We start from the raw sequence: 19,604 nt of genomic DNA on the forward strand, positions 1-19,604 counted from the left end.
CCCCTCTAGAGATATGTGACATATTACTGCCGTGCCCAAGAGACACCCCCTGGACCTCGTGATCATCGGCGCAGGCGTCGTCGGAGCCGCGTGCGCGTACTACGCGGCGCGCGCCGGACTCCGCGTGGCCGTCGTCGACCGCGGCCCGGTCGCCGGCGGCACGACCGGCGCCGGCGAAGGCAACCTGCTCGTCTCCGACAAGGAGGCGGGCCCCGAGCTGGACCTCGCGCTGCTCTCGGCGCGGCTCTGGCGGGAGCTCGCGCTCGAACTCCCGGGGGAGATCGAGTACGAGGCCAAGGGCGGTCTGGTCGTCGCCGCCGACGAGGCCACCGTGAAGGCCCTACGGGGCTTCGCGGACGGCCAGCGCGCGGCCGGCGTCGACGCGGTCGAGGTGGGACCGGGAGAGCTGCGCGAACTGGAGCCCCACCTCGCCCCGGACCTGGCGGGCGGTTTCCACTACCCGCAGGACGCCCAGGTCCAGCCGGCCCAGGCGGCGGCGCAGCTGCTGGCCGCGGCGCCGGGTGTGGTGCTCCACCTCGGGGAGGAGGTCACGGAGTTCCTCCGCGGCCCGGCGGGCGAACTCCGCGGAGTCCGTACGCCTCGCCGCGACCTCCTCGCCCCGGCGGTGCTCAACGCGGCCGGCACCTGGGGCGGGGCGGTGGCCGCGCTGGCCGGAGTCGGCCTTCCGGTGCTGCCCCGGCGGGGTTTCGTCCTGGTGACGGAGCCGCTGCCGAGGGTGGTGCGACACAAGGTCTATGCCGCGGACTACATCGCGGACGTCGCCAGCGGGTCGGCGGCGCTGCAGTCCTCGGCGGTGGTCGAGGGCACCCCGGCGGGGCCGGTCCTGATCGGTGCCACCCGCGAACGGGTCGGCTTCGACCGCTCGCTGTCGACGGAGGCGCTGCGTCGGCTGGCGGCGCAGGCGGCGGCCCTCTTCCCGGTCCTGGCGGACGTCAAGGTGCTCCGCACCTACCACGGCTTCCGCCCGTACCTGCCGGACCACCTCCCGGCGATCGGTCCGGACCCCCGGGTCCCGGGCCTGTTCCACGCCTGCGGCCACGAGGGCGCGGGCATCGGCCTGGCCCCGGCGACGGGAGCCCTGATCACGGCAGCCCTGACGTCCACCGAGCCCGCTCTGGACCCGACCCCCTTCACCCCGTCCCGCTTCGCGGAGCCCACGAGATGACCGGGGGTGTCGCTGCGCGGGCCGAAGTCCCCTACCCACCCTTCGCCCGTTCCCCGGGGCTCCGCCCCGGACCCGTTGCCGGGTGCGGCGCCGTTCGCGGGGGCCAGCCCCCGCACCCCCGCTCCTCAAACGCCGGAGGGGCTGGAATTGCCCTACGGGCAATCGGGGGTCGGCCACATCCAGCCCCGCCGGCGTTTGAGGCGCGGGGTCTGGGGCGGAGCCCCAGGGGCTTTTCAGCCGTCCGGCGTTTGAGGACCGGGGTCCGGGGCGGAGCCCCGAGGGGTCCGGGCGCAGCCCGGTACCCCTTCCCAGCCCGTCCGGCGTTTGAGGACCGGGTCCGGGCGGAGCTCGGGGAACGGTGGAAGGGCGGGTAGGGGACTGCCCCGCAGGGTCGGCAACCGCGGTGCGGAACGCGTACAGAGTCAGAGGAATCGAGGAGGACGGAAGCGATGAGCGAAGCGACGAGGGGCCGGCGAAGGTCACCCCGCGACCTCGTGGGCGGCACCCCCGCGGAAACCTGGAGCCTCCGCTTCGACGACCGCGAACTCCCGGCCCAGTCGGGCCAGACCATCGCCGCCGTCCTCTGGTCCGCCGGCATCCTCGCCTGGCGCACCACCCGCGAAACCGCCGCCCCCCGCGGAGCGTTCTGCGGGATCGGCAGCTGCTACGACTGCCTCGTCACCGTCAACGGCCGCCCGAACCAGCGCGCGTGCCTCGTCCCCGCCCGCCCGGGCGACCACGTCACCACCCAGGAAGGGACCGGCCATGACGACCTCGCCGTCTGACACCCCGGCCCCCGCCGACCCCGTCGGCCCCGCCGACCTCGCCATCGTCGGCGCCGGCCCCGCCGGCCTCGCCGCCGCGGTCACGGCCGCCGGTCTGGGCCTGCGCGTCACCCTCCTGGACGCGGGGGAGCGCCCGGGCGGGCAGTACTTCCGCCACCCCGCGCCCGGCCTCGGCGCGGCCCGCCCCGAGGCCCTGCACCACGGATGGTCCGCCTTCGCCTCGCGCGAAGCCGCCCTGCGCGCCCACGTGTCGGCCGGCCGGATCACGTACCTCCCCCACCACCACGTCTGGACGGTGACCCCGGACCCCGCCGGGAGCCCCGGCACCGGCCCCGCCTGGACCCTGCACGCCGTCGCCGGCCCCGACGAGGCCCCCGCCACCGTCCGGGCCCGTACCGTCCTGCTCGCCACCGGCGCCTACGAGCGCCAGCTCCCCTTCCCCGGCTGGACCCTGCCCGGGGTCGTCGGGGCCGGCGGGGCGCAGGCCATGCTCAAGGCCGGGCTCGTGCTCCCGGGCAGCCGGGTCGTCGTCGCCGGGAGCGGCCCCCTGCTGCTCGCCGTGGCCGGCTCGCTCGCCGCCGCCGGAGCCCGGGTGCCCGCCGTCGTGGAGGCCGCCGCGTACACCGGCTACGCCGCCCACACCCCCGCGCTGCTCCGCAACCCCGGCAAGCTCGCCGAAGGCGCCACGTACGGCGGGGCCCTGCTCCGCCACGGGGTCCGCCTCCTCACCCGGCACGCCGTCACCGAGGCCCACGGCACCGACCGGGTCGAGGCCGTCACCGTGGCCCGCCTCGACCGCGACTGGCGCCCGCTCCCCGGCACCGCCCGCCGCATCCCCTGTGACGCCGTGGCCGTCGGCCACGGGCTCGTGCCCCAGCTGGAGCTGGCCACCGGTCTCGGCTGCGCCACCCGCCCGAGCCCGGACGCCACCGTCGCCCTGGACCTGGACGCCGAACAGCGCACCTCCGTCCCCGGGGTCTGGTCCGCCGGGGAGACCGGCGGCATCGGCGGAGCCCAACTGGCCCTGGCCGAGGGGGGGATCGCCGCCCACTCCATCGCGGGCCGACCGGTACCGGCGCGCCTCGTCCGTACCCGTACGAGACTGCGCGCCTTCGCCGCCGCGATGGCCGGCGCGCACCGGCCGGGCCCCGGCTGGACCGGCTGGCTGCGCGAGGACACCGACGTGTGCCGCTGCGAGGAGGTTCCGGCGGGCCGGATCCGGGAGGCCGTGGAAGACCTGGGGGCGCGGGACGCCCGTACGGTCAAACTCCTCACCCGGGCCGGGATGGGCTGGTGCCAGGGCCGGATGTGCGGGCCGGCCGTCGCCGCCCTCGCCGGGACCGACCCGGCCCCGGACCGCAGGCCGCTGTCCTGCCCGGTCCCGCTCCGCCACCTCGCCGCACTCCCCGCCGAGCCGCCTCGCTGAGGCGCTTTCGGGCGAACTTCCCTGACGGGACCGCCGACAGGGCGGCCGCAGCTCTTGTGGCCACGTCATACCCACTAGTAAAATGTCACACATCACCCTAGGGAGCATCCTCATGACCCACGCGCACACCCCCGCGCCCGCCGGTACGGACACCCGCACCCGCCCCTGGCACGGCATCATGGTCGCCACCACCCTGCCCCTGCGGGAAGACCTGAGCGTCGACCACGACGCCTACGCCGAACACGTGGCCTGGCTGATCGCCAACGGCTGCGACGGCGTCGTCCCCAACGGCTCCCTCGGCGAGTACCAGACCCTCACCGACGAGGAGCGCGCCCGCGTCGTCCGTACCGCCGTCGAGGCCGCCGGCGACGGGTCCCGCGTCATGCCCGGAGTCGCCGCCTACGGCAGCGCCGAATCCCGCCGCTGGGCCGAGCAGGCCGCCGAGGCCGGCGCCGGATCCGTGCTCCTGCTGCCGCCGAACGCCTTCCGGGCCGACGCGGACGCCGTACGCGCCCACTACGCCGAGGTCGCCCGCGTCGGCGTGCCCGTGGTCGCGTACAACAACCCCATCGACACCAAGGTCGACCTCGTCCCGTCCCTGCTCGCCCGGCTGCACGCCGACGGCTCCATCGTCGCCGTCAAGGAGTTCAGCGGGGACGTGCGGCGTGCTTACGAGATCGCCGAACTGGCCCCCGGACTCGACCTGTTGATCGGCGCCGACGACGTCCTGCTCGAACTGGCCCTGGCCGGAGCGGTCGGCTGGATCGCCGGGTACCCCAACGCGCTCCCGCAGGCCTGCGCCACCCTCTACCGCGCCGCCGTCGCGGGAGACCTCGACACCGCCCTGCCGCTCTACAAGTCCCTGCACTCCCTGCTGCGCTGGGACTCCAAGACCGAGTTCGTCCAGGCCATCAAGCTCTCCATGGACCTGGCCGGCCGCCCCGGCGGCCCGACCCGCCCGCCCCGCTTCCCGCTCACCGGCGAGATCGAGGCCGGCGTCCGCGCCGCCACCGAGAAGGCGCTCGCCGAGGGCCTCAACTAACCCAGTCCGAAGTCCGAGGGGGACTTGATGCGCACCCGTCACATCTACCACGCGGTGGACTCGCACACCGAGGGCATGCCCACCCGGGTGATCACCGGAGGAGTCGGGGTGATCCCCGGCGCCACCATGGCCGACAAGCGGCTCCACTTCATCGAGCACCTGGACCACCTGCGGACCCTGCTCATGTACGAGCCGCGCGGCCACTCCGCGATGAGCGGCGCCATCCTGCAGCCCCCCACCCGCCCCGACGCCGACTTCGGCGTCCTCTACATCGAGGTGTCGGGCCTGCTCCCCATGTGCGGGCACGGCACCATCGGGGTCGCCACCGTCCTGGTGGAGACGGGCATGGTGCCCCTCGTCGAGCCGGTCACCACCGTCCGGCTCGACACCCCGGCCGGGCTGGTCAGCGTCGCCGTCCGGGTCGAGGACGGGGCGGCCACCGCCGCCACCTTCACCAACGTCCCGGCCTTCTGCGTCGGCCTCGACCTCAAGGCCGAGGTCCCCGGATACGGCACGGTCACCTACGACCTCGCCTACGGCGGCAACTTCTACGCCTTCGTCGAACTCGACGCCCTCGGGCTCCCCTTCGACCGGGAGCGCGGGGACGACCTGCTCGCCGCCGGACTGGCCGTCATGGAGGCGATCAACGCCTCCCCGGACCGGCCCGTCCACCCCGAGAACCCCTCCTTCGGCGGGGTCAAGCACGTCTACCTCGCAGCCCCCGGCTCCGACGCCCGCCGCTCCCGGCACGCGATGGCCATCCACCCCGGCTGGTTCGACCGCTCGCCGTGCGGTACGGGAACCAGCGCCCGCATGGCGCAGCTCCACGCCCGCGGACTCCTGCCCCTGGACACGGACTTCGTCAACGAGTCCTTCATCGGAACCGAGTTCACCGGCCGCCTCATCGGCGAAACCACCGTCGGCGGCCGCCCGGCCTTCGTGCCCACCGTCACGGGCCGGGCCTGGATCACCGGCACCGCCCAGTACTTCCTCGACCCGTCCGACCCGTTCCCCGGAGGGTTCCTCCTGTGACCGTCGTACGCACCGTGGACTACCACACCGCCGGCGAGCCCTTCCGCATCGTCGACCTCACCTCCGGGGGAGCGCTGCCCGTGCCCGGGGACACCGTCGCCGAGCGCTGCGCCACCGCCATCGGACCGGGCGGATCGGGCACCGCCCCCCGGCGCGGCCCGCTGGACGACGTACGCCGGCTCCTCGTGCAGGAGCCGCGCGGGCACGCCGGGATGTACGGGGGCTTCGTGGTCCCGCCCGACGACGACGGGGCCCACTTCGGGGTGCTGTTCTGGCACAAGGACGGCTACTCCACCGCCTGCGGCCACGGCACCATGGCGCTGGGCGCCTGGGCCGTGGACACCGGCCGGGTCGCCGCCCCGGACGACGGGGACGTCCAGGTGCGGATCGACGTGCCCTCGGGGCGGGTCGCCGCGACCGTGCACCGTGCGGGGGGCCGCACCACCGGGGTCACCTTCCGCAACGTCCCGGCCCGTACCAGCGCCCGCAAGGTGCCCGTCGCCACCACCCTCGGCATGGCCGAGGTGGACATCGCGCACGCCGGGGCCTGCTACGCCTCCCTGCCCGCCCGGGACCTCGGCCTGGAGGTGACCCCGGCCTCCCTGCCCGCACTCGTACGGGCCGGGAAGGAGATCCGCGCCGCCCTGGCCACCCACCCCGGGACCTGGCACCCGGACGGGCCGCTGCTCTCCGGGGTGTACGGGGTGACCCTGTACGAGGAGCTCCCCGACACCCCCTTCGGGCCGCACCAGCGCAACGTCACCGTCTTCGCCGACGGGCAGATCGACCGCTCGCCCTGCGGCTCCGGCACCTCGGCGCGGCTCGCGCTGCTGGCCGAGGACGGGCGGCTGGGGGAGGGGGAGGACCTGCTGCACGAGTCGGTGGTGGGCACGGTGTTCACCGGCCGCGTCGCCGCGCGGGTGGCGGAGGGCGTGGTCACGGAGGTCACCGGTACGGCGTACCGCACCGGCGAACACCTCTTCAGCGTCGACCCGCAGGACGCGCTCGGCGCAGGGTTCCAGCTGTGATCCCCCAGCTGTCGGGCGCAGAGATGGCCGGGCTGCTCACCCCGGCCGCCGCCGCGGACGCGCTGGCCGGCGTACTGCGGGCCGGGCTGGACCCGGAGACCTGCCCGCCGCGCAGCGCCCTGCCCGTGCCCGGCGGCGGGGAGCTGCTGCTCATGCCGGCCGCCACCGGGGCCTACGCCGGCGTGAAGATCGCCGGGGTGGCCCCGGGGAACCCGGCGCTCGGACTGCCCCGGATCACGGGGTCCTACCTCCTCCTGGACGGGCCCACCCTGCGCCCCCTCGCCCTGCTCGACGGGGCGGCGCTGACCGCCCTGCGCACCCCGGCGGTCTCCGCGCTCGCGCTGCGCCACCTGGCCCCGGCCGGGCGGCCGCTGCGGCTGCTGCTCTTCGGCTCGGGACCACAGGCGTACGGGCACCTCGACGCGGTGCACGCGATGCGGCAGCTGGCGGAGGTGGTGGTCGTGGCCCGTGCGGGGTCCGCGGGCAGCGCCGCCGGCGCGGAGAAGCTGGCGGCGCACGCGCGGGGGCTGGGCGTCCCCGCCCGGACGGGGGCGGCGGCGGAAGTGGCCGACGCCGACCTGGTGATCTGCTGCACCACCTCCCGCGAACCCCTCTTCGACGGGCGGCTGATCGCGCCGGGCGCCACCGTGGTCGCCGTCGGCTCGCACGAGCCGGACGCCCGTGAGGTGGACACGGCGCTGGTCCGGCGGGCGGCCGTGTACGTGGAGTCGCGTGCGGCGGCTCTGCGCGAGGCGGGGGACCTGCTGGTGCCGGAGGCGGAAGGGGCGATCGGCGCCGGTCATATCAGCGGCACCCTGGCCGACCTGGTCGCGGGCCGGATGCCGGGTGCGGGGGCGGCGAGTTGTCCACAGCTCTTCAAGAGTGTGGGCATGGCCTGGGAAGATCTCGCTGTGGCGGTCGCCTTGTTCGAGGCCGCCGGGAGTGGTGTCCGCTGAGGCGGTATCTATGAGGAGCAGGCGCAACGTGACATTGTACGCTGTTCCTCCGCACGCCGGCGGTGTGAGCGGTCTCGGAGGAAATGCAATGGGTGACCTGAAGCAGCACAGTCTCATCAAGGCTCAGGAACGGCTCCGCGACCAGGTCGGCCACGCCCTGAGGGCAGCCCTGATAGCGGGTGAACTGCGCCCCGGGAGCGTCTACTCCGCCCCCGGCCTCGCAGCCGAGCTCGGCGTCTCGGCCACCCCCGTGCGCGAGGCCATGCTCGACCTGGCCCGCGAGGGCCTGGTGGAGCCGGTCCGCAACAAGGGCTTCCGCATCACGGAGGTCAGCGAGCGCGATCTGGACCAGTACACCGAGCTGCGCACGATGATCGAGGTCCCGACCATCGGCAAGATCACGAAGATCGCCACGCCCGAGGCCCTGGAGGCCCTGCGCCCCATCGCGCAGGAGATCGTCACCAGCGCGCGCGAGCACAACCTCATCGGCTACCTGGAGGCCGACCGCCGCTTCCACCTCACCCTGCTCGGCCTCTCGGGCAACGACCGCCTGGTGGAAACGGTCGGCGACCTGCGCAAGCGCTCCCGCCTCTACGGCCTGACGGGCCTGGACGAGGCCGGCAAGCTGGTCTCCTCCGCCGAGGAGCACATCGAGCTCCTCGATCTGATGCTCAGCGGCGACGCGGAGGCGGCCGAAGCCTGCATGACCCGCCACCTGGGCCACGTCCGCTCCCTCTGGGCCCAGGGCCGCGACGAACCGGTGGGCCGCCCGAAGGGCCGCCTGGGCTCGGGCCTCTAGGCCCGGGCGGCCAGGTCCAGCACCGCGCGCATCGCCTCCACCGGAAGGCCGGGGGAGGCGGCGGCGGACATGGCGACGGCCTCCGAGCCGTCACCGAGCAGGCGCAGCAGCGTGCCCGTGGCCGTCCGGGAGTCCTCGGCGACGGCCCGCCGTACGGTGTGGTCCTCGTCCGCCGCCAGCCGCTCCAGCAGCGCGGCGGGCACGTCCGGGTCACGCAGCGCGAGGAGGCGCATCCGGGGGTCGGGGTCGGCGGCGAAGCGTCGGAGCGTCTCGGGCGCGAACGGGAAGTAATCCGCGGGCCGGTCAAGGAACTTCGACCGTCCGTGGCGCCGTTCGATGTCCTCGGCGGTGGCGGGGTCCACGTCGGGCGTCCGTTCCAGAGCGATCATGCGGACCGTCGGGTCCTCGTCGTCGAGCATCCCCCGCAGCAGCTCGGCCGGCAGCCGCTCACTGCGCGCCGCCGCGCGCCGCAGCCCCGGATAGGGGGAGGCGGCGTACGGGACGGGGTCGGCCGCGACCCAGGGGTAGGACCCCATCTCCAGGAACTCGAGGGTGATCTCGCAGAAGACGTCGTCCTCTTCCGCGTTCTCCCAGTCCTCTTCGGACCGGAGGGCTCCGGCAGTCAGCCACGCGTGGATCTCGTCACGCAGCTCCGGTGGGGTGTCCGCGCGGGCGAAGACCCTCCCCCGCACGTCGGGGCTCGTGTCCCGCGCCAGTACGTCGCGTACCCGCGGAGGCAGCGCCGGGTGGGCGGCGAGCTTGGCTCGTACCTCCTCGTCGGGGTCGGCGGCCAGAGCCGAGGCCGTGTCCGGGTCCAGTTCCAGGGAACGTACGACGTCCTTGCGCGTGGCCGGATCGGCCAGCAGGGCGGCGTGCAGGTCGGGGGGTGCGCCGTGCCCGCAGGCGCGCGCCCGTACCTTCGGCTCGGTGTCGGTGAGTAGCCTCCGGAGCAGGTCTTCGGGCAGTTCCGGCCGCCGTGCGAGCGCCGCGCGCACCCCGGCGTCGGTGTCGGTGGCCAGCGCGGCCAGGGATGCGGCGGACAGGTCGGGTCGGCCCGCGAGGGCGATCCGCACCTGGGCTTCGGGGTCGGCGGCGAACAGGGCGTGTCGCCCGGCGCCGGCGCTCTCCAGCTCCGCGCGCACCGCACGCACCTCGGGGTCCGGATCGGCCGCGAGCCGTGCGGCGATCTCGGGCGGCAGCGCCGCGTTGTGCGCGAGCGCCTGCGACTCGCCCTGTGCCAGGTACTCCTCGCACAGGGACGGACTCGGTGCGAACCCCTCCCGCAGAGCCAGCCGCAGCGGTGCCAGGTCGTGCGGCAGGAGCCGTACCGCCAGCTCCTCCGGCAGGGCGTCGTTCCGGGTCAACCCGGTCAGCACTGCGGCCGGATGCACGAGCTCGGGAGGGCCGGGAGGCGGCTCGGGGGGCTCTATCGGATCCATGGCGGGAGCATAGGCGTTGCCCTCACCGCCCCGCCCGGTCGGCGTCCCCAAGGCCCGCGCGTGCGGGCGGATTTGGACACGGCTGGATAACGGCGGCTCCAACCCCTTGTCAGTACAATTTCACATTACTATGTTACCGGTCACATCATAGAGCGCGGCCCTTCACTGGAGTGACCCATGACCAAGCGCACCCAACTCGCCCTCGCCACCGCCCTGGTGGCCGCACTCGCACTCGGCGCCTCGGGCTGCTCCGACCCCAAGAAGGGCTCCGCCGCAGGCGGTGGCGCCTCCAACCCCGCCTCCGCCAACGACGGGAAGATCCTCGGCGGCGCACCCGTCAAGGGAGGCACCCTCACCGTCCTGTCCAACCAGGACTTCGCCCACCTCGACCCCGCCCGCAACTGGGTCATGCCGACCATGGACTTCGGCACCCGCCTCCTCTACCGCACCCTGGTCACCTTCAAGGCGGAGCCGGGCAAGGCCGGCAGCGAGCTCGTCCCCGACCTCGCCACCGACCTCGGCACCCCCTCCAACGGCGGCCGCACCTGGACGTTCACCCTGAAGGAGGGCGTGAAGTACGAGGACGGATCGCCCATCAAGGCCCAGGACATCAAGTACAACGTCGAGCGCTCCATGGCCCCCGACCTCACCGGCGGCCCCGACTACGCGGCCCAGTACCTGGCCGGCGCCGAGGGCTACAAGGGTCCGCTCCAGGGCAAGCACCTCGACTCCGTCAAGACCCCCGACGACCGCACGATCGTCTTCGAACTGAAGCGGCCCGTCGCCGAGTTCTCCGCGACCGCGACCCTCCCCACCTTCGCACCGGTCCCCGAGTCGCAGGAGAAGGGCACGCAGTACGACGCCCGCCCGTTCTCCTCCGGCCCGTACAAGATCGAGTCGTACGACCGCGACAAGAAGCTCGTCCTGGTCCGCAACGAGCACTGGGACGCCAAGACCGACACCGTCCGCAAGGCCTACCCCGACAAGTTCGTGGTCGTCATGGGCCTCAAGGGCGGTCAGATCGACGACCGGATCATCGCCGGGGAGGGCGCCGACGCCTCCTCCGTCCAGTGGTCCGACATGCGGCCCGAGAGCGCCCCCAAGGTGCTGCCCAAGCCGGAGATCAAGTCGCGGCTGCTGGCCGAGTCGCAGGGCTGTACCGAGATGCTCCACCTCAACAACTCGCGCGCCCCCTTCAACGACCCCAAGGTCCGCGAGGCCATGCAGTACGCCGTGGACAAGGAGGCCGTGATCACCGCGGGCGGCGGCCCCGCCCTCAACGAGATCGCCACCGCCTACCTGCCCCCGGCCATGTCCGGAGGCAAGCAGGCCGACACGCTCAAGATCGCCCCGTCCGGGGACCCCGCCAAGGCCAAGGAACTCCTCAAGGCGGCCGGCAAGGAGACCCTGAAGGTCTCGCTCGCCGTCTCCACCGGCGACAAGGGCAAGGCGGAGGCCCTCCAGCAGGGCCTCGCCCGTGCCGGCGTCGAGGTCGTCATCGACACGGTCGACCCGGGCGCCTACTACGACGTCATCGGCGACCTCTCCACCACCCCGGACATGTCGCTCGCCGGCTGGTGCCCCGACTACCCGTCCGGCTCCACCTGGATCCCCTTCGTCTTCGACGGACGCACCATCAAGGACAAGGGCAACCAGGGCAACAACGCCCAGTTCCGCGACGACGCGACGATGAAGCGGATCGACGAGATCAACGCCATGGCCGACGCCAAGCAGGCCAACGAGGCCTGGATCGACCTCGACGCCGAGATCATGAAGAAGTCCCCGGCCATCCCCCTCCTGCTGGAGCGCAAGCCGCTGCTCGTCGGCACCAACATCGCCGGCGCCTTCGGCCACCCCGTCTGGGTCGGCCAGGTCGACTACGCCACCGTCGGCCTCAAGGACCCGTCGAAGAGCCAGGGCTGAGGGAACAGGGGAACATGGAATTTCTGACACCATGACCACCACCGCATCCGGCGCCGACGGCCGGGCGGCCCCGGCGTCGGCTCCGGCTCCGGGCGGGGCACCGGCCCCCGGCGCCGACCCCACCGTCCAGCCCGCGGCGGCGCCCGGCAGCAGCCCCTGGCAGCTCGCCCGGCGGGAACTCCGCCGCCGCCCCGCCGTCCGCGTCAGCCTCTGCGTCGTCCTGCTCTTCGTCCTGATGGCCGTCACCGCCCCCTGGCTGGGCGCGCTGGGCGGCTGGTCCCCGGACGAGTTCGACAAGTCCGCCATCGACCCCTACCTCGGCGGCCAGCCGCTGGGCTCCTTCGGCGGGATCAGCCCCGACCACTGGCTCGGCGTCGAACCCGTCACCGGCCGCGACCTGTTCGCCCGCGTCGTCCACGGCGCCCAGGTCTCGCTGCTCATCGCCTTCGCCGCCACCGCCATCGTGGTCGTCGCGGGCACCGCCGCCGGAATCGCCGCCGGCTACTTCGGCGGGCGCACCGACACCGTCCTGTCCCGGCTGATGGACCTGACGATGTCCTTCCCCTCCCTCATCTTCATGATCGCGATGCTGTCGGTGGCCAAGGACGTCAACCGGATCGTCCTCATGACCGTCGTCATCGGCGTCTTCGGCTGGCCCGGCGTCGCCCGCGTCGTCCGCGGCCAGACCCTCTCGCTGAAACACCGCGAGTACGTGGACGCCGCCCGCGTCGGCGGATCCAGCTCCTGGCGGATCCTGACCCGCGACATCCTCCCGGGGGTCTCCGGCCCGGTCATCGCCTACACCACCCTGCTCATCCCCGGCATGATCAGCACCGAGGCCGCGCTCAGCTACCTCGGCGTGGGCGTGCGCCCGCCCACCCCCTCCTGGGGCCAGATGATCGCCGAGTCCGTGGCCTTCTACGAGACCGACCCCATGTACTTCGTCATCCCGAGCCTCTTCCTCTTCCTCGCGGTCCTCGCCTTCACCCTGCTCGGCGACGCCCTGCGCGACATCCTCGACCCGAGGGGCGGCCGTACGTGATCCTCTACCTCGCGCGCCGGCTGCTCGCCCTCGCCGGCGTCCTCCTGGCCATCGCCGCCATCACCTTCCTCATCTTCTACGTACTCCCCGCCGACCCGGCCGCGGCCGCCTGCGGCAAGACCTGCAGCGCCGAGCGGCTGGCCGACGTACGCGCCTACCTCGGCCTGGACCGGCCGCTGTGGCGGCAGTTCGCCGACTTCCTCACCGGGATCTTCACCGGACGCACCCTCGGCACCGGCCAGTACGCCGTCCAGTGCGACTTCCCCTGCCTGGGCTACTCCTACGAGAACTCCCTGCCCGTGTGGGACCTGCTCATGGACCGGCTCCCGGTCTCCGCCTCCCTCGCCGTCGGCGCGGCCGCCCTCTGGCTCGTCCTCGGCCTCGGCGCGGGAGTCACCGCCGCCCTGCGCAAGGACACGGCCACCGACAAGGCGCTCATGGTCGGCGCGGTCGCCGCCGCCTCCCTGCCCGTGTACTTCACCTCCGTGATGCTCATCTACGGAGTCATCCGCATCGCCGGGCTCCTTCCCTATCCCACCTACCAGGCCTTCACCGACAACCCCCTCGCCTGGGCGAGCAACCTGCTCCTCCCCTGGACCGCCCTCGCCCTGCTCTACGCCGCGATGTACGCCCGCCAGAGCCGCGGTTCGATGATCGAGGCAATGGCCGAGCCCTACATCCGCACCGCCCGCGCCAAGGGGATGCCCGAGCGGACCGTCGTGGTCAAGCACGGACTGCGCTCCGGGATGACCCCGATCCTCACCATCTTCGGCATGGACCTCGGCGGCCTGCTCGCCGGCGCCGTCATCACCGAGTCCATCTTCGGACTCCCCGGCATCGGGCGGCTCTTCTACGGGGCCCTGGTCAACTCGGACCAGCCCGTGGTCCTCGGGGTCACCCTGCTGGCCGCCTTCTTCATCGTCGTCGCGAACCTCGCCGTCGACCTCCTGTACGCCGTCATCGACCCGAGGGTGAGGTACTGATGGCTCCGCCTTCGCACGCCGCGGCCCCCGCGACCCCGCTGCTCCAAGTCCGCGACCTGCAGGTCACCTTCACCACCCCGCGCGGCACCGTACGCGCCGTCGACTCCCTCGGCTTCACCGTCGAGGCCGGACGCACGCTCGGCATCGTCGGCGAGTCCGGCTCGGGCAAGTCCGTCACCTCCCTCGCCGTCATGGGCCTGCACCGGGGCGCCGAGATCGGCGGCTCCATCGCCCTCGACGGACAGGAACTGACCACCAAGTCCGAGAAGGAGCTCTCCAAGCTGCGCGGCCGCAAGATGGCCATGATCTTCCAGGACCCGCTGTCCAGCCTCCACCCCTACTACACGGTCGGCGAGCAGATCGCCGAGCACTTCCGGGTCCACTTCCGGGCCGGCCGGGCCGCGGCGAAGCGGCGCGCCGTCGACATGCTCGGCGAGGTCGGCATCCCCGAACCCGCCCGCCGGGCGGGGGAGTACCCGCACCAGTTCTCCGGCGGCATGCGCCAGCGCGCGATGATCGCCATGGCGCTGGCCTGCGAACCCGACCTGCTCATCGCCGACGAGCCCACCACCGCGCTCGACGTCACCGTGCAGGCGCAGATCCTGGAGCTGATCGCCGGCCTCCAGCAGGAGCGCGGACTCGGCGTCGTCATGATCACCCACGATCTGGGCGTGGTCGCCCGCGTCGCCCACGAGGTGCTCGTCATGTACGGCGGCCGGGCCGCCGAACAGGCCCCGGTGGACGACCTGTTCGCCGACCCGGCGCACCCGTACACCCGGGGGCTGCTCGACTCCCTGCCCCGGCTGGACGACGCCGACGACGAACCGCTGCGGGCCATCCCCGGCTCCCCGCCCTCCCTGCTCGCCCCCGCCCCGGGGTGCGCGTTCGCCCCGCGGTGTGCCGTGGCCGCCGCGAGCGGCGAGGAGGACCGGGAGCGCTGCGCCTCGGTGCGGCCCGAACTCCGGCCGTACGGCGACGCCGGCCGCGAGACGGCCTGCCACTTCGCCGGCGCCGTACGGGAGGTGACCCGATGACCACGCCGAACCAGACGGGCCCCCGCACCGCCCGGGTCCCGGCGGCCCGCGCCGAGGTCCCGCCGCCGCTGCTGAGCGTCCGCGACCTGACGATGGCCTTCCCCGGCAGACGGTCCGCGACCGGGCGCCGGGGGGCGCCCGTGCGCGCCGTCGACGGAGTCTCCTTCGACCTGGAGGCCGGCCGCACCCTGGGCCTCGTAGGGGAGTCGGGCTGCGGCAAGTCCACCACCGGGCGGATGCTCGTCCGGCTGCTGGAACCGACCTCCGGAAGCGTGGAGTTCGACGGCAAGGACATCAGCAGGCTCTCCCAGCGCGCCCTGCGCCCGCTGCGCCGGAACCTCCAGATGGTCTTCCAGGACCCGCACTCCTCCCTCAACCCCCGCCAGACGGTGGCCCGGATCATCTCCGACCCGCTGCTCGTGCAGGGTTCGAGCGCGGCGGACGCCCGTCGCCGGTCCGCCGAGCTGATGGAGCTCGTCGGACTGATCCCGGAGCACATCGACCGCTATCCGCACGAGTTCTCCGGCGGCCAGGCGCAGCGCATCGGCATCGCCCGGTCGCTCGCCACCAACCCCCGGCTGATCGTCGCCGACGAACCGGTCTCGGCGCTCGACGTCTCCGTCCAGGCGCAGATCGTCAACCTGATGGAGCGGCTGCGCGCCGAACTGGGCCTGGCCTACGTGTTCATCGCGCACGACCTCTCGGTCGTCAAGCGGGTCAGCGACCGGGTCGCCGTCATGTACCTCGGCCGGATCGTGGAAATGGGCGACAAGAAGTCGCTCTACGAGAACCCCCAGCACCCGTACACCAGGGCGCTGTTGTCCGCCGTCCCGCTGCCCGACCCGGCGGCGGAGCGGCGGCGCGAGCGGATCGTGCTGCTCGGCGATCCGCCGAGTCCGGCCGCCCCGCCCCCGGGCTGCACCTTCCACCCCAGGTGCCCCGTGGCGCAGGAGATCTGCCGCACCGAACGGCCGCTGCTGCGGACGGTCGCCTCCCGTGAGGTGGCCTGCCACATGGCGTAGCCGCGGACTCCCGGGGGACCGGCGGGGAACCCGGGTACGGGGAGGGCCCCGGAGCGACGATCTCGCTCCGGGGCCCTCGCTTCGTTCCTGAGCCGCCGCCCTCCTCAGGCCAGGCCCAGCTCCTTGCGGAAGAACTCCAGCTCCAGCGCCATGACCTTCTCCCGCGTCCCGCCCGGGGTCATGTGGGTGACCCCGGGCAGTGCGAGGAGCTGGTGCGGGCGGCCCGCGTCGGTCAGGGCCTGCGAGAGCCGCAGGGTGTGCGAGGGGTGGACGTTGTCGTCGGCCAGCCCCGTGACCAGCAGCAGCGGCCGGCGCAGGCCCGCGGCGTCGGGGAGCAGGCTGTCCCGCTCGTACACCTCCGGGTGCTCCTGGGGCAGCCCCAGGTACCGCTCGGTGTACGCCGTGTCGTACTGCCGGAAGTCGGTCGGCGCGGCCCCGGCCGCCGCGGCGTGGAAGACGTCCGGGCGGCGCAGCACCGCGAGCGCGGAGAGGTAGCCGCCGTACGACCAGCCGCGGATGCCGACCCGGGTCAGGTCGAGGTCGCCGTGGCGCGCCCCGAGCGCCTGCAGGGCGGCGACCTGGTCCTCCAGGGTGACCTCGGAGAAGCCCCGGTACATGGCGTGCGTGTACCGCGGCGAGACGTACGCGGTGCCGCGGTTGTCGACGGTGACCACGGCGAAGCCCTGGTCGGCCCACCACTGCCGGTGCTGCCAGCGGCGCGGCTCGGCGCTGACGTCCTGCATGCCGGGGCCGCCGTAGCTGTCCATCAGGACGGGCAGCCGCGTGCCGGGGACGTGCCCGCGCGGCAGGACCAGGGCGGTGGGCACGGCGTGCTCGGTGACCCGCTCCAGCACCGGGACCACCCGGTACGGCAGTGGCTGCGACAGGTCGCCGGGCACGAACTCCCGCCCGTCGGAGCTCCGCAGGACGCGCCGGATCCCGTCGGCGTCGGCGGAGGTCAGCAGCAGCGCCCCCGCTGCGGCCTGGACGGTGTGCACCCCGGGCCCGTCCGCGAGCGGGGTCAGGCCGCCCGTGTCCGGGTCCAGCAGGAGCACCTGCTGCTCGGAGGGGTCGCGCTGCCCGGCCTCGATCAGCAGTCGGTTCCCGTGGGCGCCGGCCACCTTGCGGACCTGGAGCCCGTCCCCGGTGATCAGTACGCCGTCCAGCGCGAGCGCGCGGGCGGCCCCGCCGGGGGTGTCGGCCGAGGTGAGCATCCGGCCGTCGGCCAGGCGCGCCGGGGCGCCGGGGAGCATGGGGTCCACCCACTGGGGGTGCGTGGTGCGCGACAGCTCCCGGGTGCGGCCGGTGTCCGGGTCGGCGGAGAGCAGCAGGACGGTCTGCTGGAGCCGGTCGTGCACGGTGAGCAGGATCTCGGTGGGCGAGTCCCAGTCGGCGTCGGAGAAGTAGGGGTAGGTCTCGGTGTCCCAGTCGAGCCGCACGGCGGCGTCCGGGCCCGGTCCGAGCACCCAGAGCCGCACGTCGGCGTTGGGGCCGCCGGCCTCGGGGTACGCGAAGTCCTCGGCCGGCAGCTCCGGGTGCGCCGGGTCGGCGAACCAGCGCCGCTGGAGGGCGGATTCGTCGACGCGGGCGGCCAGCAGGCGCTCGCCGTCGGGGGCCCACCAGTGCCCGCGGTGCCGGTCGAGTTCCTCGGCGGCGGCGAACTCCGCGACGCCCCAGCGGGCTCCGTCCTCGGGGCTGACCCGGCCGCCGGGGACGGTGTGCAGGGCGTCGCCGGTGACGTAGGCGATGCGCGAGCCGTCGGGGCTGGGGCGGGGGTCGAAGACGGCCCCGGCGGTGGGGAGTTCCTTGGGCTGCGCGGGCGCTCCGGCTTCCGCCGAGCAGGTGACCTCGTACAGGCGCCCGTAGAGCGCGAACACCGCGGTGAGCCCGTCGGCGGAGAGCGCGTACGAGCCGATCCCGGCCGCGACGAGCCGCGAGCGTTCGCGCAGCCGGCGCTCGACGACGGGGAGGGGCGCGGGCTCGGGGGACAGTTCGCGGGGGTCGGCGAGCCGGGTTTCGGCGCCGGTGGCGGTGTCCAGGACCCAGAGGCTGTCGAAGGGATCGGTCGGACCCGTGGAGCGGAGGAACCAGAGGAGCCGGCCTTCGTCGCCGAAGGAGAAGGCGCGCGGGGCGCCGTAGGTGAACCGGGCGGTGCTCGCGGAGAGCCTGAGGAAGTCATCCATGCGATCCATGGAATCAGTGTGTCATGTGAAATACTACAGGGCACATATCACACGGCATATGCCACATGGCCTAGGCCGTTCGAGTGGTGTCACCCCCAGTACAGGTTTAGCGTCGAAAAAGTGGACCCGAACGCTACGCCGAGCAGTACCAGCACCGGGACCGACGGCAAGGTCCAAGACAGCGAAGGCCATCACGGGCTAGCTCTGTTCGTGCTCGCCTCCTGCCAGCTCATGGTCGTTCTCGACATCACCATCGTGAACATCGCGCTGCCGCACATCCAGACCGCACTCGACTTCTCCACCGAGAGCCTGTCCTGGGTCGTCAACGCCTACACCCTCACCTTCGGCGGACTGCTGCTCCTCGGCGGCCGCACCGGCGACATCCTCGGCCGGCGGCGCGTCTTCATCTTCGGCGTCCTGCTCTTCGGCCTGGCCTCCCTGCTGGGCGGATTCGCCCAGAACGCCGGCCAGCTGATGGGCGCCCGCGCCCTCCAGGGCGTCGGCGGCGCCATCGCCTCCCCGACCGCCCTCGCACTGATCACCACCACCTTCCGCGAAGGACCCGAACGCAACCGGGCCTTCGGGGTCTTCGCCGGCGTCTCGGCCGGCGGCGGCGCGATCGGACTGCTGGCCGGCGGTGTGCTCGTGGAGTGGCTGAACTGGCGCTGGGTGCTCTTCGTCAACGTCCCGATCGCGCTGCTGATCGCCCTGGTCACCCCGAAGGTGATCCGCGAATCCGCACGCCGCCCCGGACACTTCGACCTCGCGGGCGCCCTGCTCTCCACCATCGGCATGGTGGCACTGGTCTACGGATTCATCCGCGCGTCCCAGGACGGCTGGCTGGACGGGCTGACGCTCGGCTCCTTCGCGGCGGCCGTGGTCCTGCTGACCCTCTTCGTCGTCAACGAACGGCGCTCGCCCCAGCCCATCACCCCGCTGCACATGTTCGCCGACCGCAACCGGGCCGGCACGTACGCGATCATGCTCTTCTTCGCCTGCGCGATCTTCGGCATGTTCTTCTTCCTGACCCTGTTCGTGCAGAACGTGCTGGGCTTCAGCCCGCTGCGGGCCGGGCTCGCCTTCCTGCCGGTCAGCGCGATGATCGCGGTGACGGCGGGAATGACCTCGCAGCTGCTCCCGAAGTTCGGGCCGAAGCCGTTCATGGTGACCGGCTCCCTGCTCTCGGCCGCCGGACTGGCCTGGCTCACGCAGACCGACATCCACTCGACGTACCTGGGCAGCATCCTGGGCCCGATGCTGCTGTTCAGCGCGGGCATGGGCATGCAGTTCGTGTCCCTGACCCTGATGGCCCTCTCGAACGTCCCCGACCGGGAATCGGGCGCGGCCTCCGGACTCCTGAACGCGATGCAGCAGGTGGGTGGTTCGCTGGGCCTGTCCATCCTGGTCACCGTCTTCGGCACGGCCAGCCGCAACGAGGCCAAGGACCAGGCGGGCTCCTTCCTGCGCACCGCCACACCCGAACAGAAGCTGTTCTTCGCCAAGACCAAGCAGTACCCGAAGCCCTGGAGCGACCAGGTCCTCACCTCGGGCGTCAGCGCCGCCTTCGTGGCGGCAGCCGTGTTCACCCTGATCACGGCGCTGATCGCGCTCCTCGTCATCCAGGTGCGGCCCTCGGACCTCGCCCGCCTCCAGGGCAACCACACACCGGCCGCGGGGGCCTGACCCGGCGGTCGGCCGGCCGCGGGGTCAGGCCCACGGCCGGC

At 73.3% G+C, this 19,604-nt stretch carries 16 protein-coding genes; 14 read left to right on the forward strand and 2 right to left on the reverse strand.

Going from position 1 to position 19,604, the window contains the following annotated elements; genetic code table 11:
• The first annotated feature begins 31 nt into the window (after positions 1 to 31).
• From ACFRU2_RS20155 to ACFRU2_RS20190, 8 genes are all read left to right on the forward strand, one after another.
• Positions 32 to 1,186, forward strand: coding sequence for an NAD(P)/FAD-dependent oxidoreductase (locus ACFRU2_RS20155; protein WP_382973826.1), 1,155 nt, complete (start codon positions 32 to 34; stop codon positions 1,184 to 1,186).
• 449 nt (positions 1,187 to 1,635) lie between these two features.
• Positions 1,636 to 1,971: a (2Fe-2S)-binding protein gene (locus ACFRU2_RS20160; RefSeq protein WP_382973828.1), complete on the forward strand. Its 336-nt coding sequence runs from the start codon at positions 1,636 to 1,638 to the stop codon at positions 1,969 to 1,971.
• Positions 1,952 to 3,397 (forward strand): NAD(P)/FAD-dependent oxidoreductase, encoded by a 1,446-nt coding sequence (locus ACFRU2_RS20165; protein WP_382973830.1) that lies wholly within the window; start codon positions 1,952 to 1,954, stop codon positions 3,395 to 3,397. The genes ACFRU2_RS20160 and ACFRU2_RS20165 overlap by 20 nt, the downstream gene beginning before the upstream one ends.
• A gap of 112 nt (positions 3,398 to 3,509) precedes the next feature.
• On the forward strand, positions 3,510 to 4,439 hold the full coding sequence (locus ACFRU2_RS20170; RefSeq protein WP_382973833.1) for a dihydrodipicolinate synthase family protein: 930 nt from the start codon (positions 3,510 to 3,512) through the stop codon (positions 4,437 to 4,439).
• A gap of 27 nt (positions 4,440 to 4,466) precedes the next feature.
• On the forward strand, positions 4,467 to 5,471 hold the full coding sequence (locus ACFRU2_RS20175; protein ID WP_382973836.1) for a proline racemase family protein: 1,005 nt from the start codon (positions 4,467 to 4,469) through the stop codon (positions 5,469 to 5,471).
• Entirely contained in the window at positions 5,468 to 6,499 is a 1,032-nt protein-coding gene (locus ACFRU2_RS20180; RefSeq protein ID WP_382973838.1) for a proline racemase family protein, read from the forward strand. The genes ACFRU2_RS20175 and ACFRU2_RS20180 overlap by 4 nt, the downstream gene beginning before the upstream one ends.
• Before the next feature lie 23 nt (positions 6,500 to 6,522).
• Positions 6,523 to 7,455, forward strand: coding sequence for an ornithine cyclodeaminase family protein (locus ACFRU2_RS20185; RefSeq protein ID WP_382974032.1), 933 nt, complete (start codon positions 6,523 to 6,525; stop codon positions 7,453 to 7,455).
• Between the two features lie 88 nt (positions 7,456 to 7,543).
• Positions 7,544 to 8,254, forward strand: a complete 711-nt coding sequence (locus ACFRU2_RS20190; protein WP_250742080.1) for a GntR family transcriptional regulator — start codon at positions 7,544 to 7,546, stop codon at positions 8,252 to 8,254.
• Here ACFRU2_RS20190 and ACFRU2_RS20195 read toward each other — a convergent pair.
• The gene (locus ACFRU2_RS20195) at positions 8,251 to 9,693 is read right to left on the reverse strand and encodes a hypothetical protein (RefSeq protein WP_382973841.1); all 1,443 of its coding nucleotides are present in this window, start codon (positions 9,691 to 9,693) and stop codon (positions 8,251 to 8,253) included. The genes ACFRU2_RS20190 and ACFRU2_RS20195 overlap by 4 nt on opposite strands.
• Positions 9,694 to 9,870: 177 nt before the next feature.
• Between ACFRU2_RS20195 and ACFRU2_RS20200 the strand changes: the two genes are divergently transcribed.
• Genes ACFRU2_RS20200 through ACFRU2_RS20220 form a run of 5 tightly spaced genes read left to right on the forward strand, consistent with a single transcriptional unit; the run spans position 9,871 to position 15,697 of the window.
• Complete coding sequence (locus tag ACFRU2_RS20200; protein ID WP_382973844.1) at positions 9,871 to 11,616, forward strand: ABC transporter substrate-binding protein; 1,746 nt, start codon at positions 9,871 to 9,873, stop codon at positions 11,614 to 11,616.
• A 31-nt stretch (positions 11,617 to 11,647) separates the two neighbouring features.
• Entirely contained in the window at positions 11,648 to 12,658 is a 1,011-nt protein-coding gene (locus ACFRU2_RS20205) for an ABC transporter permease (RefSeq protein ID WP_382973847.1), read from the forward strand.
• Positions 12,655 to 13,641 carry an ABC transporter permease gene (locus ACFRU2_RS20210; RefSeq protein ID WP_382973849.1) on the forward strand — a complete coding sequence of 329 codons (987 nt, stop codon included), beginning with the start codon at positions 12,655 to 12,657 and terminating at the stop codon, positions 13,639 to 13,641. The genes ACFRU2_RS20205 and ACFRU2_RS20210 overlap by 4 nt, the downstream gene beginning before the upstream one ends.
• Complete coding sequence (locus ACFRU2_RS20215) at positions 13,641 to 14,675, forward strand: ABC transporter ATP-binding protein (protein ID WP_382973852.1); 1,035 nt, start codon at positions 13,641 to 13,643, stop codon at positions 14,673 to 14,675. The genes ACFRU2_RS20210 and ACFRU2_RS20215 overlap by 1 nt, the downstream gene beginning before the upstream one ends.
• Entirely contained in the window at positions 14,672 to 15,697 is a 1,026-nt protein-coding gene (locus ACFRU2_RS20220; protein WP_382973855.1) for an ABC transporter ATP-binding protein, read from the forward strand. The genes ACFRU2_RS20215 and ACFRU2_RS20220 overlap by 4 nt, the downstream gene beginning before the upstream one ends.
• A 104-nt stretch (positions 15,698 to 15,801) precedes the next feature.
• Here ACFRU2_RS20220 and ACFRU2_RS20225 read toward each other — a convergent pair whose 3' ends face one another.
• On the reverse strand, positions 15,802 to 17,889 hold the full coding sequence (locus tag ACFRU2_RS20225; RefSeq protein WP_382973857.1) for a prolyl oligopeptidase family serine peptidase: 2,088 nt from the start codon (positions 17,887 to 17,889) through the stop codon (positions 15,802 to 15,804).
• Positions 17,890 to 18,000: 111 nt separating this feature from the next.
• Between ACFRU2_RS20225 and ACFRU2_RS20230 the strand changes: the two genes are divergently transcribed.
• The gene (locus ACFRU2_RS20230) at positions 18,001 to 19,563 is read left to right on the forward strand and encodes an MFS transporter (RefSeq protein ID WP_382973859.1); all 1,563 of its coding nucleotides are present in this window, start codon (positions 18,001 to 18,003) and stop codon (positions 19,561 to 19,563) included.
• Positions 19,564 to 19,604: the final 41 nt, after the last annotated feature.

Source organism: Streptomyces sp. NPDC056883 (assembly GCF_042788835.1).
GTDB lineage: Bacteria > Actinomycetota > Actinomycetes > Streptomycetales > Streptomycetaceae > Streptomyces > Streptomyces stoeckheimensis.

Coding starts and splice junctions, on each gene's coding strand:
- ACFRU2_RS20195 (WP_382973841.1), bottom strand. CDS start 9,693: ATGGATCCGATAGAGCCCCCCGAGCCGCCTCCCGGCCCTCCCGAGCTC.
- ACFRU2_RS20225 (WP_382973857.1), bottom strand. CDS start 17,889: ATGGATCGCATGGATGACTTCCTCAGGCTCTCCGCGAGCACCGCCCGG.
- ACFRU2_RS20220 (WP_382973855.1), top strand. CDS start 14,672: ATGACCACGCCGAACCAGACGGGCCCCCGCACCGCCCGGGTCCCGGCG.
- ACFRU2_RS20190 (WP_250742080.1), top strand. CDS start 7,544: ATGGGTGACCTGAAGCAGCACAGTCTCATCAAGGCTCAGGAACGGCTC.
- ACFRU2_RS20165 (WP_382973830.1), top strand. CDS start 1,952: ATGACGACCTCGCCGTCTGACACCCCGGCCCCCGCCGACCCCGTCGGC.
- ACFRU2_RS20200 (WP_382973844.1), top strand. CDS start 9,871: ATGACCAAGCGCACCCAACTCGCCCTCGCCACCGCCCTGGTGGCCGCA.
- ACFRU2_RS20160 (WP_382973828.1), top strand. CDS start 1,636: ATGAGCGAAGCGACGAGGGGCCGGCGAAGGTCACCCCGCGACCTCGTG.
- ACFRU2_RS20205 (WP_382973847.1), top strand. CDS start 11,648: ATGACCACCACCGCATCCGGCGCCGACGGCCGGGCGGCCCCGGCGTCG.
- ACFRU2_RS20170 (WP_382973833.1), top strand. CDS start 3,510: ATGACCCACGCGCACACCCCCGCGCCCGCCGGTACGGACACCCGCACC.
- ACFRU2_RS20175 (WP_382973836.1), top strand. CDS start 4,467: ATGCGCACCCGTCACATCTACCACGCGGTGGACTCGCACACCGAGGGC.
- ACFRU2_RS20185 (WP_382974032.1), top strand. CDS start 6,523: ATGGCCGGGCTGCTCACCCCGGCCGCCGCCGCGGACGCGCTGGCCGGC.
- ACFRU2_RS20215 (WP_382973852.1), top strand. CDS start 13,641: ATGGCTCCGCCTTCGCACGCCGCGGCCCCCGCGACCCCGCTGCTCCAA.